Origin of the sequence: Streptomyces sp. NBC_01235 (assembly GCF_035989285.1) — a bacterium.
In the GTDB taxonomy this organism is placed as follows: Bacteria; Actinomycetota; Actinomycetes; order Streptomycetales; family Streptomycetaceae; genus Streptomyces.
The window spans coordinates 8,937,625-8,952,489 of the sequence record NZ_CP108513.1; the positions used below are offsets into that span (position 1 = coordinate 8,937,625).

14 protein-coding genes are annotated in these 14,865 nt (G+C 70.4%); 13 read left to right on the top strand and 1 reads right to left on the bottom strand.

Annotation, left to right across the window (positions count from 1 at the left end):
- Positions 1-350: 350 nt before the first annotated feature.
- From OG289_RS40230 to OG289_RS40245, 4 genes are all read left to right on the top strand, one after another.
- A complete protein-coding gene (locus OG289_RS40230) occupies positions 351-1,763 on the top strand; it encodes a phytoene desaturase family protein (protein WP_327318931.1) in 1,413 nt (470 codons plus the stop codon).
- Positions 1,764-1,803: 40 nt separating this feature from the next.
- Positions 1,804-2,313, top strand: coding sequence for an O-acetyl-ADP-ribose deacetylase (locus OG289_RS40235; RefSeq protein ID WP_327318932.1), 510 nt, complete (start codon positions 1,804-1,806; stop codon positions 2,311-2,313).
- Positions 2,314-2,910: 597 nt separating this feature from the next.
- Complete coding sequence (locus tag OG289_RS40240) at positions 2,911-3,105, top strand: ribbon-helix-helix protein, CopG family (protein WP_037672007.1); 195 nt, start codon at positions 2,911-2,913, stop codon at positions 3,103-3,105.
- Complete coding sequence (locus OG289_RS40245; RefSeq protein WP_327318933.1) at positions 3,102-3,494, top strand: type II toxin-antitoxin system death-on-curing family toxin; 393 nt, start codon at positions 3,102-3,104, stop codon at positions 3,492-3,494. The genes OG289_RS40240 and OG289_RS40245 overlap by 4 nt, the downstream gene beginning before the upstream one ends.
- A 150-nt stretch (positions 3,495-3,644) precedes the next feature.
- Here the strand turns inward: OG289_RS40245 and OG289_RS40250 are convergent, their stop codons facing one another.
- The gene (locus tag OG289_RS40250; protein WP_327318934.1) at positions 3,645-4,547 is read right to left on the bottom strand and encodes a helix-turn-helix domain-containing protein; all 903 of its coding nucleotides are present in this window, start codon (positions 4,545-4,547) and stop codon (positions 3,645-3,647) included.
- 170 nt (positions 4,548-4,717) lie between these two features.
- On the opposite strand from OG289_RS40250, the gene OG289_RS40255 reads away from it, so the two are divergent.
- From OG289_RS40255 to OG289_RS40295, 9 genes are all read left to right on the top strand, one after another.
- Positions 4,718-5,734, top strand: a complete 1,017-nt coding sequence (locus tag OG289_RS40255) for a zinc-dependent alcohol dehydrogenase family protein (protein ID WP_327318935.1) — start codon at positions 4,718-4,720, stop codon at positions 5,732-5,734.
- Positions 5,735-6,253: 519 nt separating this feature from the next.
- Positions 6,254-6,919 (top strand): SDR family NAD(P)-dependent oxidoreductase, encoded by a 666-nt coding sequence (locus OG289_RS40260; protein ID WP_327318936.1) that lies wholly within the window; start codon positions 6,254-6,256, stop codon positions 6,917-6,919.
- Positions 6,920-6,935: 16 nt separating this feature from the next.
- Positions 6,936-7,454 carry a cyclophilin-like fold protein gene (locus tag OG289_RS40265; RefSeq protein ID WP_327318937.1) on the top strand — a complete coding sequence of 173 codons (519 nt, stop codon included), beginning with the start codon at positions 6,936-6,938 and terminating at the stop codon, positions 7,452-7,454.
- Positions 7,455-7,634: 180 nt separating this feature from the next.
- Positions 7,635-8,891, top strand: coding sequence for an MFS transporter (locus OG289_RS40270; protein ID WP_327318938.1), 1,257 nt, complete (start codon positions 7,635-7,637; stop codon positions 8,889-8,891).
- 69 nt (positions 8,892-8,960) lie between these two features.
- Positions 8,961-9,317 (top strand): SDR family NAD(P)-dependent oxidoreductase, encoded by a 357-nt coding sequence (locus OG289_RS40275; RefSeq protein ID WP_327318939.1) that lies wholly within the window; start codon positions 8,961-8,963, stop codon positions 9,315-9,317.
- A 396-nt stretch (positions 9,318-9,713) separates the two neighbouring features.
- On the top strand, positions 9,714-10,364 hold the full coding sequence (locus OG289_RS40280) for a (2Fe-2S)-binding protein (RefSeq protein WP_327318940.1): 651 nt from the start codon (positions 9,714-9,716) through the stop codon (positions 10,362-10,364).
- Positions 10,365-10,376: 12 nt separating this feature from the next.
- Complete coding sequence (locus tag OG289_RS40285; protein WP_327318941.1) at positions 10,377-11,357, top strand: FAD binding domain-containing protein; 981 nt, start codon at positions 10,377-10,379, stop codon at positions 11,355-11,357.
- A complete protein-coding gene (locus OG289_RS40290) occupies positions 11,354-13,549 on the top strand; it encodes a xanthine dehydrogenase family protein molybdopterin-binding subunit (RefSeq protein ID WP_327318942.1) in 2,196 nt (731 codons plus the stop codon). Before OG289_RS40285 ends, OG289_RS40290 begins: the two co-directional genes overlap by 4 nt.
- 156 nt (positions 13,550-13,705) lie before the next feature.
- Positions 13,706-14,836, top strand: coding sequence for an XdhC/CoxI family protein (locus OG289_RS40295; protein WP_327318943.1), 1,131 nt, complete (start codon positions 13,706-13,708; stop codon positions 14,834-14,836).
- Positions 14,837-14,865 lie beyond the last annotated feature (29 nt).

The window sequence follows — 14,865 nt, forward strand, 5'->3', positions numbered from 1 at the left end:
GCGGGCCCTGCGGCACGGTGAGGCGGCCCCTGCCCGGTCGGGGTGGCCCCGAAGGGGACCGGGGGAGGGGCGCGGTACTCGGACCAGGTCAGGCAACTCCTGAGGGGCGAGGCAGTACCGGACGCTTGCTCCAGCTCCTGACAGGCCGAGCAGCTCCTGGCCCCGAGGCGGATGCCCGATGCCGAGGGCGGCGGGCCGCTGAAGCGTCGGGGGCCGCCCGGGCGAACGAGGCTCACGGGTGGTTCGAGGACACCGCGCCGCAGGCGTTGTCGTACCACCGGCATATCCTGACTCCGGGGGCCGCCGGTCTACGGAGGTCACCGGCTGACGAAGGGGTCGAAGTGCCGTCGATGCTCGATGCGGTCGTGGTGGGAGCGGGGCCCAACGGGCTGACCGCGGCGGTGGAGCTGGCCAGGCGTGGCTTCTCCGTGGCGCTCTTCGAGGCGCGGGACACCGTGGGCGGAGGAGCCCGCACCGAGGAGCTCACCCTGCCGGGCTTCCGCCACGACCCGTGCTCAGCCGCGCACCCTCTCGGCATCAATTCGCCCGCCTTCCGCGCCCTGCCCCTGGAGCGCTACGGCCTCGAGTGGCTGCACGCCGAGCTGCCCATGGCGCACCCCTTCCCGGACGGCAGCGCCGCGGTGCTGTCGAGGTCGGTCGCCGAGACGGCCGCCTCCTTCGGGCCGCGTGACGCGGGCGCGTACCGCCGCCTGGTCGAACCCTTCCTGCCCAAGTGGGACACCCTGGCCCGCGACTTCATGTCGCTGCCGCTGACCGCGCTCCCGCGCGACCCGGTCACCCTCGCCCGTTTCGGCCTGGTCGGCCTGCCCCCGTCCACCTGGCTCACCCGCCGCTTCCGCGACGAGGCGGCCAAGACCCTCTTCGCCGGCCTCGTCGCCCATGTCATGGCCCCACTGAACGGCTTCGCCACCGGCGCCGTCGGCCTGGTCTTCGCACTCGCCGCGCACGCCCGTGGCTGGCCGGTGGCCCGTGGCGGCTCCCAGTCCATCTCGGACGCCCTCGCCGCCTACCTCGAGGACCTCGGCGGCAGCATCCACACCGACTACGAGGTCAAGCGCCTCGACGACCTGCCCCCGGCCCGCGCCTACGTCTTCGACACCTCGCCGACCGCCCTCGCCCGCATCGCCGGCTTCGGCAACCACTACCAGGGCTACCGGTACGGACCGGGCGTCTTCAAGATCGACTACGCGCTCGACGGCCCGGTCCCGTGGACCGCCAAGGAGGCCCGAGCCGCCGGCACCGTGCAGATCGGCGCGGACAGCGCGGAGATCGGCGCCGCCCTGCGCGCCCCCTCCCGGGAGGGTCGGGCACCCGACCGGCCCTTCATGATCACGGTGCAGCCCAGCCTCGTCGACCCCACCCGCGCCCCGGCCGGCAAGCACGTCTTCTGGGCGTACGGGCACGTCCCCAACGGCTGGACCGGCGACCTCACCGACGCCATGGAACGCCAACTGGAGCGCTTCGCCCCGGGGTTCCGCGACCGCGTCCTCGCCCGCGCGATCGCGGGCCCTGCCGAACTCGCCGTCCGCAATGCCAACTACGTCGGCGGAGACATCGCCTCCGGCGCGACCTCCGGCCTCCAGCTGCTGCTGCGCCCCAAACTGACCGCGTTCCCGTACGCCACACCGCATCCGGCCGTCTTCATCTGCTCCTCGGCCACCCCGCCCGGCCCGGGCGTGCACGGCATGTCGGGCCACAACGCGGCGAAGGCCGTGTGGCGGAGGCTGCGACAACAGCACTGACCGGACCGGCCGGCCGGTGCACGTTGGTATACACACAGGTATGACCACGATCACGCTCGTCCAGGGCGACATCACCCGGCAGAGCGTCGACGCCATCGTCAACGCGGCCAACTCCTCCCTGCTCGGCGGCGGGGGTGTCGACGGCGCCATCCACCGCCGCGGCGGCCCCGCGATCCTCGCCGACTGCCGCCGCCTGCGCGCCGGCCACTACGGCAAAGGCCTGCCCACGGGCCGGGCTGTCGCCACGACTGCGGGCGAACTGGACGCACGCTGGGTGATCCACACCGTCGGTCCGCGTTTCACCCACGAAGAGGACCGGTCGGAGTTGTTGGCTTCCTGCTATCGGGAGTCACTGCGGGTCGCGGATGAGCTGGATGCTCGTAGCGTCGCATTTCCCGCAGTCTCCGCCGGTATCTATGGGTGGCCGGTGGAGGACGCCGCCCGCATCGCGGTGGAGACAGTGCGGGTCACGGACACGGCGGTCGAGGAGGTCAGGTTCGTCCTCTTTGACGACCGGGCTTACGATGCGTTCGCCGCGCAGCTTCGCTGACGAAGTCACGGGTCGGGCTTCCCGTTTTGCCTGGGTCCCCCACGTGGTAGCGCCCGGCGTGCCGGTCGCCCGGTGTCCGGTCCGTGAAAGCCGGACTTCGTCGATGTGTTTCCGATGACCTCGCATGTGGAATGCGTGGCTATTCTTGAGCCTGCCGAGAAGTGCCTCTGACCTGCTGTTTTGTATTCCAGGTGGTCAGTTCGACTTGTTTTCGCTCGCGGAATGCGTCGACTGAGGTTCGCTTGTGCAGAACGGTCTGAGCTGCAGCTTCAAGAGCTGGCGCGGGTCTTGTGGGCGACGTGGCGATGCGGAATGCGGATTCTTGACGCTCGGATGACGCTCGAATATCGGAAGTCTCAAACTTCGCGGACGTCTCCGGCGCGGGCCGCGCGGACCGGGGCCGTCGGCGTGGGCAAGGATTCCGGTTCGGGGTCCGACCGCACCGCGCCAGCGGCGGCGCGTGCTGCTACCTCGTCGCACGCACCTTGGAATCGAGAGCACGGCCCGGCCGAGCCACAAAGGACGGCGCCGTGGTCCTGGTCTTGAAACGGCTGGTATCACCTCGCCGCCTAGATACCAGTCCGGTATCATCGCTGTATGGCGATGACACTCCGACTCCCCGACGATCTTGACGCGAAGCTCACCGAGCGGGCTCGTCGGGAGGGTCGCAGCAAACAGGAACTTGCCATTGAGGCCATCCGTGACGCCCAGAATCGGGCCGAGCTGAAGGTCGATGACGTCCTGGCCGAGCTCATGGACAGCGATGCGGAGATCCTGGACTACCTGAAGTGACCGACGTGCGCTACATCCAGATCGACGAGATCCTGGCCATCGCCCGCGCGGTCAACGGTACCGAGCACAGCGTGCGTGACATGGGACTTTTGGTGTCAGCGATCGAACGGCCCCGGACGAACGTGTTCGGAGCAGAGCTGTATCCCACGCTGCACGAGAAGGCGGCGGCACTGCTGCACTCCGGTGCCCGCAATCACGCGCTGATCGACGGCAACAAGCGCACCGCCTGGCTTGCCATGCGTGTCTTCCTGCGGTTCAACGGCGTCAGCGCCAGTACCGTCCCGCCGCCCGTCCCCATTGCCGGCCCGTTCGTCGAGGAAGTCGCGCAGGACAGCGTCGATGTACCGGCCATGGCCAAGCGCCTGGCGGCCTGGTTCCCCGTTTCCTGACGTTCCACGTCGTGAGGTACGGGGCGGAACGAGGTTCCGTGAGCGGTGCCGGCTCCTGGCAGTCCGCCGGGCGTGCTGGTCCCGTCCTGTGGGGGCGTCCGTTCAGCGGATTGATGCGCATGGCGGCGCATATGCATCCACCGGCTGTTCCTACAGCGGCGGCCCGTCGCGGTCAGCTGAGAGGGAGGAGGCCGGCAGGTCCTGGTCGGCGGCCCAGGAGGCCAGGATGCGTAGCCGCTCGTGGGTGGGGGAGCCGGGTTCGGCGGTCCAGACGGTCAGGTGCTGGTCGGGGTCGGTGTTGGCGGTGAGGGTGTCCCAGTCCAGGACGAGTTCGCCGACGACCGGGTGGTTGAGGGTCTTCGTGCCCACGGTGCGGGCGGCGACGTGGTGATCGCCCCACCAGCGGGCGAACTGCTTGTCGCGCAGGGACAGTTCACCGACCAGCTCGATCAGACGGGGGTCCTCGGGATACTTGGCGGCCTCCATGCGCAGTTGGGCGACGGCGATGTGCGCGGAGGTCTCCCAGTCGGCGTACAGGGTGCGCATGGCGGGATCGGTGAAGATGATCCGCGGGTAGTTGCGGTGCTTTTCCGGGATCTGGGAGAAGTCGGTGACCAGGGCGGCGGCCAACGCGTTCCAGGCCAGGATGTCCCCGCGCCGCCCCTGCACGACGGCCGGGGTGGCGGTGAGGTCGTCCAGGACCCGCTGCAGCTGCGGCTGGACCTTCTGCCGACTACGGCGCCGGGTGCGGGTGGTGGTCTTGCCCGCGAGTTGGAAGAGGTAACCGCGCTCGTCGTCGTCCAGGTGGAGTACGCGGGCGAGGACGTCCAGCACGGGCGCCGATGCCTGCATGCGGCCCTGTTCGAGGCGGGTGTAGTAGTCGGTGCTGATGCTGGCGAGCTGGGCGACCTCCTCGCGGCGCAGCCCGGCCACCCGGCGGGGCTTGCCGGTCTCGGGCAGTCCGACCGTGCGCGGGCTCAGCTCGGAACGGCGCTTCTTGAGGAATTCTCCCAGCTCATTGAGGGGGACGTTGGCGGTCATGCTTCCCAGCATGACACCGAATCCACCCGGGAAAGGGGGGAGAAATTCCTCCCAGGATGTTCCCCTCCCGGGATGAATTTCTCCGCTTTTCGTGCTTGCCCTCGCGTGTGAGGCTCGATATCGAGCAGCCGATCCCGACCCCGGCTGCGCGCTCACCGATCCTCGCACCGAAGGAAGCCCCCATGCGCGGAGCAGTCATCTACGCCCCCGGCGACGTGCGCTTCGAGAACCTCGACGACCCGAAGATCATCAACCCGACCGACGCGATCATTCGCACGGTCGCCACCTGTGTGTGCGGCTCGGACCTGTGGCCCTACCGCGGCGCGGAACCCATCGGCGACCCGCACCCGATGGGGCACGAATACGTCGGCATCGTCGAGGAGGTCGGCAGCGAGGTCGCCGACGTCAAGCCGGGCCAGTTCGTGGTCGGCTCCTTCGCCACCTCGGACAACACCTGCGCCAACTGCCGCAACGGCTGGCAGTCCAACTGCCTGCGCCGCGAGTTCATGAGCACCTGCCAGGCCGACTACGTCCGCATCCCCAACGCCCACGGCACCCTCGTCGCCACCGACGAGCACCCGGACGCCGAGTTCGTGCCGAGCCTGCTCGCCGTCTCGGACGTGATGGGCACCGGCTGGTACGCCGCCCTCGCCGCCAAGGTGAAGCCCGGCTCGACGGCTGTGGTCGTCGGCGACGGAGCGGTCGGCCTGTGCGGCGTGATCGCCGCCAAGGAACTGGGCGCCGAGCGGATCATCGCGATGAGCCGCCACGAGTCCCGGCAGAAGCTCGCCCTGGAGTTCGGCGCCACCGACATCGTCAGCGAGCGCGGCGACGAAGGCATCGCCCGCGTCAAGGACCTCACCGGCGGCATCGGCGCGGACTCCGTGCTGGAGTGCGTGGGCACCGCCGAGTCGATGCGGCAGGCTCTTCACTGCGCCCGGCCCGGTGGCAACGTCGGCTTCGTCGGCGTCCCGCACGAGGTGGCGGTCGACGGCCAGGAGCTGTTCTTCTCCCACGTCGGCCTGCGCGGCGGCCCCGCCCCGGTCCGCCGTTACCTGCCCGATCTGATCGACCGGGTCCTGTCCGGCCGGATCAACCCGGGCAGGGTCTTCGATCTCACCCTGCCCCTGGAGCAGGTCGCCGAGGGCTACAAGGCGATGGACGAGCGCCGCGCCATCAAGGCACTCCTCAAGCCCTGACCCTCAGCGCGTGACCGACTGCCCCTGTCGAGCGCCACAGATGAGACCAGGAAATGTCTGCAACAGACAACTACATCTTCGACCTGGACGAGAACGCCACCCGCAAGCCGGTGTCGTACGAGAACAGGTACGGGATCACCATCTCCGCGGACCTCTACCAGCCGAAGGACTTCGACGCCTCCCAGGAACACCCCGCGATCATCGTCGGCGCACCGTACGGCGGCGTGATACGAGCTCGCGGATGTACCGAAGGAGTTCCACGCCGTCCCGAACGCCGGCCACGTCGATCTGTACGACAAGACGGACCTGATCCCGTTCGACAAGCTGGAGGAGTTCTTCAGCAAGAACCTGGCCTGATCGCACGCCGTCCACCGCGTACGGCCGCACCGGACGACGCGGGGCGCACATCGTCACCGGCTCTCAGCCCCCTGCCCCGCACCCACACCGTCGGGCCGTGTCACGGGCAGCGCTGATGCGGGCGGGCGCCCACCCCACCTCACCGAAGGAAGGACGAACCCCATGACGACCTTCGCGCTCATCGGCGCCGGCCCTGGTCTCGGGCTGGCCACAGCCCGCCGCTTCGGAAGCGCCGGCCACACCGTCGCCCTCGTCGCCCGCAGCGCCGAGCGCGTGGAGGAGATGACCGCCGAGCTGGCCCGCGACGGCATCCGGGCTCGCGGTTTCACCGCCGACGTCCTCGACATCGAGTCACTGGACGCGGCCCTGTACGCGGCTGCGGCCGATCTGGGCCCCGTCGAGATCCTGCAGTACAGCCCCGTGCCCCGCGCCGACTTCATGAAGCCGGTCCTCGACAGCAGCGCCGACGATCTCGACGCCCCGCTCGCCTTCTCCGTCAAGGGCTCCGTCACCGCCGTGAACGCCGTCCTGCCCGGCATGCGTGCCCTCGGCCGCGGCACCGTGCTGTTCGTCAACGGCTCCAGCGCCGTACGCCCCAACCCGAAGGTCGCCGGCACCTCGATCGCCTTCGCCGCAGAGAGCGCCTACGCCCGCATGCTGCACGACACGCTCGCCGGGGAGAACATTCACGCCGCGCAGCTGATCATCCCCGGGGCCATCCGGCCCGACGCCGAGCACAGCAGCCCCGATGTGCTGGCACAGCGGCTGTACGACATCCACCAGCAGCGCGACGGATTCCGCCACTACGCCGAGCCCCTGCCCGACTAGCCACTGGACGACGCCCATGAACCCGGCCGCCCTCCGTGTCCTCGCCCGTGCCATCACGGCCACCGCTCTCGTGCTGACCGGGGCGGCCTGCACCGACACCTCCCCAGCCTCCCCGTCCGGGACCACCACCGAGCAGCAGACGCCGACATCCGAGGCACACACCGCACCATCCGACAGGAACACCGCCATGGACATCCGGGTCACCCTCGACGGCCGCCCCGTCGACGCCACCTTGAACGACAGCCCTGCCGCCCGTGACTTCGCCGAGCTGCTCCCGCTCACTGTGGACCTGAAGGACTTCCACCAGACGGAGCGGATCGCCGACCTGCCGCGCAGGCTGACCACCTACGGCGCTCCCGAGCCGCGCGCGCCGAAGGCCGGCGACCTGACCTACTACGCCCCCTGGGGCAACCTGGCCCTCTTCTACCGCGACGGCGACTCCGCCAACGCCGACCTGCTGATCCTCGGCAGCATGGACGCCGATGCCGACAGGCTTGCCGGGGCCGAGCGCATCACCATCGAAGCCGCGCCCTGACCCACCCCACCGCGCGCCCGTCACGGAGAGCGCCCGAAAGAAGGGGGGAGGCGATCCTCCCCTTTTCGGCTGGTTCGGTGCATGGAACCGTGAAGGACGTGGCCGCGCCGTCCGCAGTCCGCCCGACTGCCCCAGCGTCGCCTGATCCGCCGATTTTCCACTCAAGGAGAGACCACACGCATGCCCTCCGCGTCCGGGACCACACCCGGCAAGCTTCCCCTCGTCGTCTGGGTGCTCGCCGCCGGCACGTTCCTGATGGGGACCACCGAGTTCGTCGTCGCCGGCCTGCTGCCGGAGCTGGCCGGTGACCTCGGAGTCGGCGTCTCCCGCGCCGGCCTGCTGATCACCGCCTTCGCCATCGGCATGATCATCGGCGCGCCGACGATGGCCATGGCGACCCTGCGCCTGCCTCAGCGCCAGACGCTGATCCTGGCCCTGTCCGTGTTCTGCCTCGGACACCTCGTCGCCCCCCTCAGCACGTCCTTCACGGTCGTGCTCCTCGCCCGCGTCGTCACGGCCCTGGCCACCGGAGCGTTCTGGTCCGTCGGATTCGTCGTCGCCACCAGCGCCGCGGGCCCGCACAACGCCACGCGCGCGACGGGCGTCATGATCGGCGGCCTGACCCTGGCCAACGTCGTCGGCGTGCCGATCGGCTCCTTCGCCGGCCAGTTCACCGGCTGGCGCGGCCCCTTCTGGGCCCTGGCCGTCCTCTCCGGGCTTGCCGCCGTGTTCATCGGGCGCTTCATCCCGGCCCAGGGGCGGCGCGTCGAGGTGTCACTCCGGGCCGAGGTCCGGGCTCTGCGTCAGGGCCGACTGTGGCTGGCGCTCGGCGCCGCGATGCTGATCATGGGCGGTGTCCTGGCGACGTACACCTATGTCACGCCGCTGCTGACCGACCGCGCGGGTATCCCCGCAGGTGCCGTACCGCTCGTCCTCATCGCCTTCGGTATCGGCGCCCTGGGCGGTACCACCACGGGAGGCCGCCTGGGCGACCGGCGTCCGATGGTCACCACCATCACGGCCGCCGCGGCCACCGCCCTGGTCCTGCTCCTGATGATCCCGCTGTCCGGCAACCCGGTGACGGCCACCCTGCTCGTCTTCCTCATGGGCCTGACCGGCTTCACGGTCAACCCGGTGGTCACCGCCCTTGCCATGCGCTTCGCGGGCGATGCCCCCACCCTCGCCTCGGCGCTGACCACCTCTGCCTTCAACACCGGTATCGCCGCGGGCTCGGTGATCGCCGGTACGGCCCTGGACTCCTCCCTCGGCCTGACCGGCCCGCCCCTGGTCGGCACCGTCATCGCCGCCCTCACACTGCTGCCTCTGATCGCCCTCGCCGTCCACGGCACTTCCCGCACGGGCCGGATCGTGGCCCGAAACAGCGCTCCCACGCACACGCGGCACGACGAACCCGCGCAGGTGTCGTCGCAGTCCTGACTCACGCCCGGATCCGCGTACAGCCGATACGAACCCGACGACGTACCAGCATGCGAGAGGAATCTGCACATGACTGTGAACACCGCGGACTTCACCGGCAAGGTGGCCTTCGTGACCGGAGCCGGCTCCGGCATCGGCCGCACCACCGCCGTCGCCTTCGCCCGCGAGGGTGCCCGCGTCGCCCTCGCCGACCTGTCCGGGGACGGCCTGCGGGAGAGCCCACGGCTCATCGAGAAAGCGGGCGGGCAGGCCCTGGCCCTCACCTGCGACGTCACCAGCGAAGACGACGTGAAGTCCGCCCTGGAAGACACTGTTCAGGAATTCGGGCGCCTGGACGTCTCCTTCAACAACGCCGGCGTCGAGCAGCCGGTCAAGCCGGCCGTGGACATCCGAAGGACGAGTGGGACCGCGTCATCGGGGCGGTAGCCCAGTCCCATCGATTTCGCAACCCGGGCTCACACGGGACGTCACGGTGTCCCGGGGGAGGGCCGTGTCGGCGACCTGCTCGGAGCGGACGATCAGTCCGCCACGCGCGACGACGCGGTGAGCGACGTGGACGCACCCACAAGATGGGAGGCGACGCGGCTCCGTCCTGTTTCGCCCCGCGCAAGTGCCCCCGATGACGTCGGCTACTCGCTCCTGACGGAGCGTAAAGGGGGAGGAAAGTCTCCCTGCCGCGAGCGTTGCCGGTGGTGCAAGACTTCCCGCGAGACCAGCCCCCTGTCGAGGCGAGCGGTCACCCGATGCCCGTGGTGGCGACGATCCCGCCTGCTGTCCCTCTGTCGTGCACGACGGATCCGTCCGTGATGCGAAGGCGTACGTATGTCTGCTGAACTCCCTGAATTCGACGTTCCTCCCCCCACCGGAGCCGGCGAGCCCTCCCCGGCGCCCACTCGGCGCACGTTCATCGCCGCCGGCACCGCGGTCGGCGGTGCCGTGGTCGCGGGCGGTGTGATCGGCGGGACGATCCTCGCCGACGCGCAGGAGGTGAGCGCTGTGGAGGCGCCGCTCTCCAGTCGTGTCTCCCTGACGGTCAACGGCACCCGCCGGACCGTGACGGTCGACAACCGCACCTCTCTGCTGGACCTGCTCCGTGAGCACCTCGGCCTCACAGGCTCGAAGAAGGGCTGCAACGCCGGGGCCTGCGGTGCGTGCACGGTCCTGGTCGACGGACAGCGGCACAACGCCTGCCTCACGCTCGCGGTGCGGCTGGAGGGCGCGAAGGTCACCACGATCGAGGGCCTGGCCGACGGCGATCAACTGCATCCTCTGCAGCAGGCGTTCATCGACCAGGACGCGTTCCAGTGCGGCTACTGCACCCCCGGCCAGATCGTGTCCGGCGTCGGCTGCATCCAGGAGGGTCACACCGGTTCGCCGGAGGAGATCCGCGAGTGGATGAGCGGCAACATCTGCCGCTGCGGCTGCTACGTCAAGATCGTGCGCGCGGTCGAGCGGACCGCGGGCCGGAAGTAAGGAGCGGCAACCGTGCATCCCTTCTCCTACACACGCGTCTCCGACACCCGTGAAGCCCTCAAGGCCGGTCGCCGCGGCGGGCGTTACATCGCCGGGGGCACCACCCTGGTCGACCTCATGCGTGAGACCGTCGAACGCCCCGAGACCCTTGTCGACATCACCGGCCTGCCGCTGAGCGCGATCACCGTCACCGAGCGCGGGGGCTTGCGCATCGGCGCCCTGGTGACCATGTCCGAGGCCGCCGCCCACACCAAGGTGCGCACCCTGTACCCCGTCGTCTCCGAGGCGCTGGAGCTGAGTGCCTCGGCGCAGCTGCGGAACATGGCGACCATCGGCGGCAACATCATGCAGCGCACCCGGTGCACGTACTTCCGGGATGTGACGGCCGACTGCAACAAGCGGGAGCCCGGCTCCGGTTGTGCCGCGCTGCACGGCTTCAACCGTACCCACGCCATCCTCGGGACCTCCGATGCCTGCGTGGCCACGCACCCGTCCGACGCGGCCGTGGCGTTCGCCGCCCTGGAGGCCCGAGTGCACCTACTGGGCCCGGACGGGGCACGCCAAGTCCCCTTCGCCGACTTCCTGTTGCGGCCCGGCAGCACGCCACAGCGCGAACAGGCCCTGCGCAAAGGTGAGTTGATTACGGCGGTCGAGATTCCCGCTCTTCCGCGCCCGCTCAGGTCCGGCTATCTGAAGGTGCGTGACCGGCAGTCGTACGAGTTCGCCCTGGCGTCAGCAGCCGTCGCGCTGCACGTACGCGGCGGGGTGATCCGCGAGGCCAAGGTCGCCGCCGGGGGAGTGGGCACCGTGCCGTGGAAGCTGCCCGCCGTCGAACAGCACCTCGTCGGTCAACGCCCCTCGCGGGCCCTGTGGTCGGCCGCTGCCGCGAAGGCGGCGGACGGCGCCCGTCCCCTCCGGCACAACCGGTTCAAGGTCGAGCTGCTCAAGCGCACTGTCGAACGCCAGCTGCGCGTCGTAGGAGGTACCAGGTGAGCCCCCAGCCGCAGGCAGCCGTGGGTGCGCCGCTGTCCCGGGTGGACGGCCGGCTCAAGGTCACGGGCAAGGCGTTGTACGCCGCCGAGCACGATGTCGACGGGATCGTGCACGCCGTGATCGTCGACGCGAGCATCGGCCGCGGCCGCATCACGTCGATCGACACCGGCGCCGCCGAAGCCCTCCCGGGCGTACTGAAGGTGATCCACTACCGCAACGCACCGAAGCTGCCGTACCGCGACAACTCGGGGTCGAACAACCCGCCAGGCCGACGGCTTCGCGTCTTCCAGGATGACCGCGTCCTCTTCCACGGCCAGCCGGTCGCCGTCGTGGTGGCCACCAGCCTGGAGGCCGCCCAGCACGGTGCAAGCCTGGTCAAGGTCGGTTACGACGCCGAGCAGCCCTCGACCGACTTCGCCGAGGCCGAGCCGGACGAGCCGACCCGATACGCGCGCGGCGACGCCGAAGCGGCCCTGCGCTCGGCGGCCGTACGACTGGACCTGACCTACCGCACGGCGCGCAACCACCACAACCCGATGGAGCCGCACGCCACCATCGCCCGCTGGGACGGCGGCAAGCTCACCGTGTGGGACAAGACTCAGTGGGTGGTGGGCACGCAGACCGAACTCGCGGCGGTGTTCGGCCTGGACATGGACGCGGTGCGCGTCATCTCGCCGTTCGTCGGGGGCGGTTTCGGCACGGCGCTGCGCTGCTGGCCGCACGTGGTCGTCGCCGCGCTGGCCGCCCGCGAGACGAAGCGTCCGGTCAAGCTGGTCCTGAGCCGCAAGCAGATGTATCTCGGTACCGGTTTCCGGCCCTCGTACGAGTACCGCCTGCGCCTCGGCAGCGACCGGCGCGGCCGGCTGTCCGCCGCGGTGCACGAGTTGGACGCGGAGACGTCGTCGTACGAGACGTTCACCGAGTCCATCCTGGCGGCCGGGCAGATGCTCTACAGCATGCCCAACGTGACCCAGGCGTACCGGACGGTGCCGCTGGATCTGCCTACGCCGCTGTACATGCGCGGCCCCGGCTTCCAGACGGCCTCCTTCGTCATCGAGTCGGCCATGGACGAACTCGCCCACGAACTCGGCGTCGACCCGATCGAGCTGCGCCGGCGCAACGAGCCGTCGGAGGACGAGTCGTCGGGGCTGCCGTTCTCCACGCGCCGGCTGCGCGAGTGCTACACCGTCGGCGCCCGCGAGTTCGGCTGGCAACTTCGCGCCCCCGAGCCCCGCTCCACGCGCGAGGGCGACTGGCTGATCGGCAGGGGCATGGCCGCCGGCGTCTACGACACCGCGCGCATGCCCGCCCGGGCCCGGGCCCGTCTGGACGCCGACGGCACCGCGCTGGTCGAGGCCGCCGCCACCGACATGGGCCCGGGTACGTACACCTCGCAGACCCAGGTCGCGGCCGACGCCCTCGGGCTGACCGTGCGCACGGTCACCTTCCGGCTGGGAGACTCCCTCTACCCGCCGACCCCACCGCACGGCGGCTCGATGACCATGGCCAGCGTCGGCTCCGCCACCCTCGACGCCTGCAACAAGGTCCGCCGTCAGGCGATCCGGCTGGCCGTCGAGGACCGCGAGTCACCGCTGTACGGGGTGGCCGCCGACGATGTCGTGGTACGCAACGGCCGACTGCACGTGAAGAACAATCCGGCCCGCGGTGAGACTTACCGGCGGCTGCTGGCCCGCAACGACCGCACCCACCTGGAAGCGGACGGCTCCTTCGCGCCGCCGACGGGCCCGGAGCGGCACTCCTTCTACGGCTACAACGCCACCTTCGCGGAAGTGGCCGTCGACGCGGCCCTGGGTCTGGTGCGGGTGCGGCGTGTGCTGGGCGTGTACGACGCGGGACGCATCATCAGTCCCAAGCTCGCCGACAGCCAGGCCCTGGGCGGCATGGTGGGGGGTATCGGCACGGCCCTGCTGGAACACACGGTCACCGACCACCGCGACGGGCGGATCGTCAACGCCAACCTCGCCGACTACCTCGTGCCCGTCAACGCCGACGTTCCCGACCTCAAGGCGATCTACCTGGACGGTGAGGACCGCGAGGCGGACCCGCTCGGCGTCAAGGGACTCGGAGAGCTCGTGATGATCGGGGTGGCGCCCGCCATTGCCAACGCGGTCTTCAACGCCACCGGCCGCCGCATCCGTGAACTGCCCATCACTGCAGAGGCGTTGCTCTGATCACATGAACTTCCGCCCGGCGGGGTGCACACCGCTCGTCCGGCAGCCTGCCCCCGTCCGGCTGCCGGACTTCCCAGGGCCGCCGCCTGACGTTTCCCCGCGTCGTGGCGGCGGCCCGCTCACCTTCCGATCCTGGTCCCGCCGTGGAGAACTGCCATGCTGAACATCGCGGACACACTGCACCGCTGGTGCCGCGAGGCACGCCCCTTCGCCCTGGCCACCATCGTCGGCGTGCACGGCAGCGCCCCTCTGCCGGTCGGCACGTCGGTCGCGGTGGACGAGAACGGCGACGCCGTCGGCAGCATCTCCGGCGGCTGTGTCGAGGGCGCGGTCTACGAGCTGTGCCGACAGGTGCTCCGCGACCGGGGCGCTCCGCAGCGCGCCTGGTTCGGCTACTCCGACGACGACGCCTTCGCCGTCGGCCTGACCTGCGGCGGCGAACTCGACGTCTTCGTCCAGTGCGTCGATCCCGCAGCCCGGCCGCACCTGTCCACGGCCCTCTCCGAGATCAACCGAGGACGACCGGTCGCCGTGGCGCAGGTCGTGGACGGCCCGGAGCCCCTCCTCGGCTCCACGCTGAGCGTGCTCGGCGGTGACCATGCCGCCTACGGGAGCGTGGACGACGGCCCGGCGAACCGGGCGGTGGCCGACCGGACCAGGGCCCTGCTACGGGCCGGTCGCACCGCCCGCATCGACATCGGCGGGGAGGGAGGCGGATGCCCCGAACGGCTGTCCGTCCTCGTCCACGTCCATCGGTCCCGGCCGCGTCTGCTGGTCTTCGGCGCCGTCGACTTCGCCGCAGCCCTCAGCCAAGCCGGCCGCTTCCTCGGCTACCACGTCACCGTGTGCGACGCCCGCCCCGTCTTCGCCACCCCCGCCCGCTTCCCGTACGCGGACGAAGTGGTCGTCGACTGGCCCCACCGCTACCTGGAACGCACCGAGGTGGACGAGCGCACCGCTGTATGCGTCCTCACGCACGACGCCAAGTTCGACGTCCCCCTGCTGCGCCTGGCGCTCGACCTGCCCGTCGCCTACGTGGGGGCCATGGGCTCCCGGCGCACCCACGAGGCGCGACTGCGGCTCCTGCGCGAGGAGGGGGTCACCGAAGACGGGTTGGCCCGGCTGCGTTCCCCGATCGGCCTCGACCTCGGAGCCCGCACGCCCGAGGAGACGGCCGTCTCCATCACCGCGGAGATCATCGCCCAGGTCCACCAGGGCACGGGCCGACCTCTGACGCGGATGAGCGGCCCGATCCACCGGCTGCCGAGGTCGACGAGCTGCCCATAGGCACAATCCGTCCGGCAAGCACCAGGTGC

Excerpts from the sequence above, each read along its gene's own strand:
- OG289_RS40230 (WP_327318931.1), top strand. The coding sequence starts at position 351 with ATGCTCGATGCGGTCGTGGTGGGAGCGGGGCCCAACGGGCTGACCGCG.
- OG289_RS40235 (WP_327318932.1), top strand. The coding sequence starts at position 1,804 with ATGACCACGATCACGCTCGTCCAGGGCGACATCACCCGGCAGAGCGTC.
- OG289_RS40240 (WP_037672007.1), top strand. The coding sequence starts at position 2,911 with ATGGCGATGACACTCCGACTCCCCGACGATCTTGACGCGAAGCTCACC.
- OG289_RS40250 (WP_327318934.1), bottom strand. The coding sequence starts at position 4,547 with ATGCTGGGAAGCATGACCGCCAACGTCCCCCTCAATGAGCTGGGAGAA.
- OG289_RS40255 (WP_327318935.1), top strand. The coding sequence starts at position 4,718 with ATGCGCGGAGCAGTCATCTACGCCCCCGGCGACGTGCGCTTCGAGAAC.
- OG289_RS40260 (WP_327318936.1), top strand. The coding sequence starts at position 6,254 with ATGACGACCTTCGCGCTCATCGGCGCCGGCCCTGGTCTCGGGCTGGCC.
- OG289_RS40265 (WP_327318937.1), top strand. The coding sequence starts at position 6,936 with ATGAACCCGGCCGCCCTCCGTGTCCTCGCCCGTGCCATCACGGCCACC.
- OG289_RS40270 (WP_327318938.1), top strand. The coding sequence starts at position 7,635 with ATGCCCTCCGCGTCCGGGACCACACCCGGCAAGCTTCCCCTCGTCGTC.
- OG289_RS40275 (WP_327318939.1), top strand. The coding sequence starts at position 8,961 with ATGACTGTGAACACCGCGGACTTCACCGGCAAGGTGGCCTTCGTGACC.
- OG289_RS40280 (WP_327318940.1), top strand. The coding sequence starts at position 9,714 with ATGTCTGCTGAACTCCCTGAATTCGACGTTCCTCCCCCCACCGGAGCC.
- OG289_RS40295 (WP_327318943.1), top strand. The coding sequence starts at position 13,706 with ATGCTGAACATCGCGGACACACTGCACCGCTGGTGCCGCGAGGCACGC.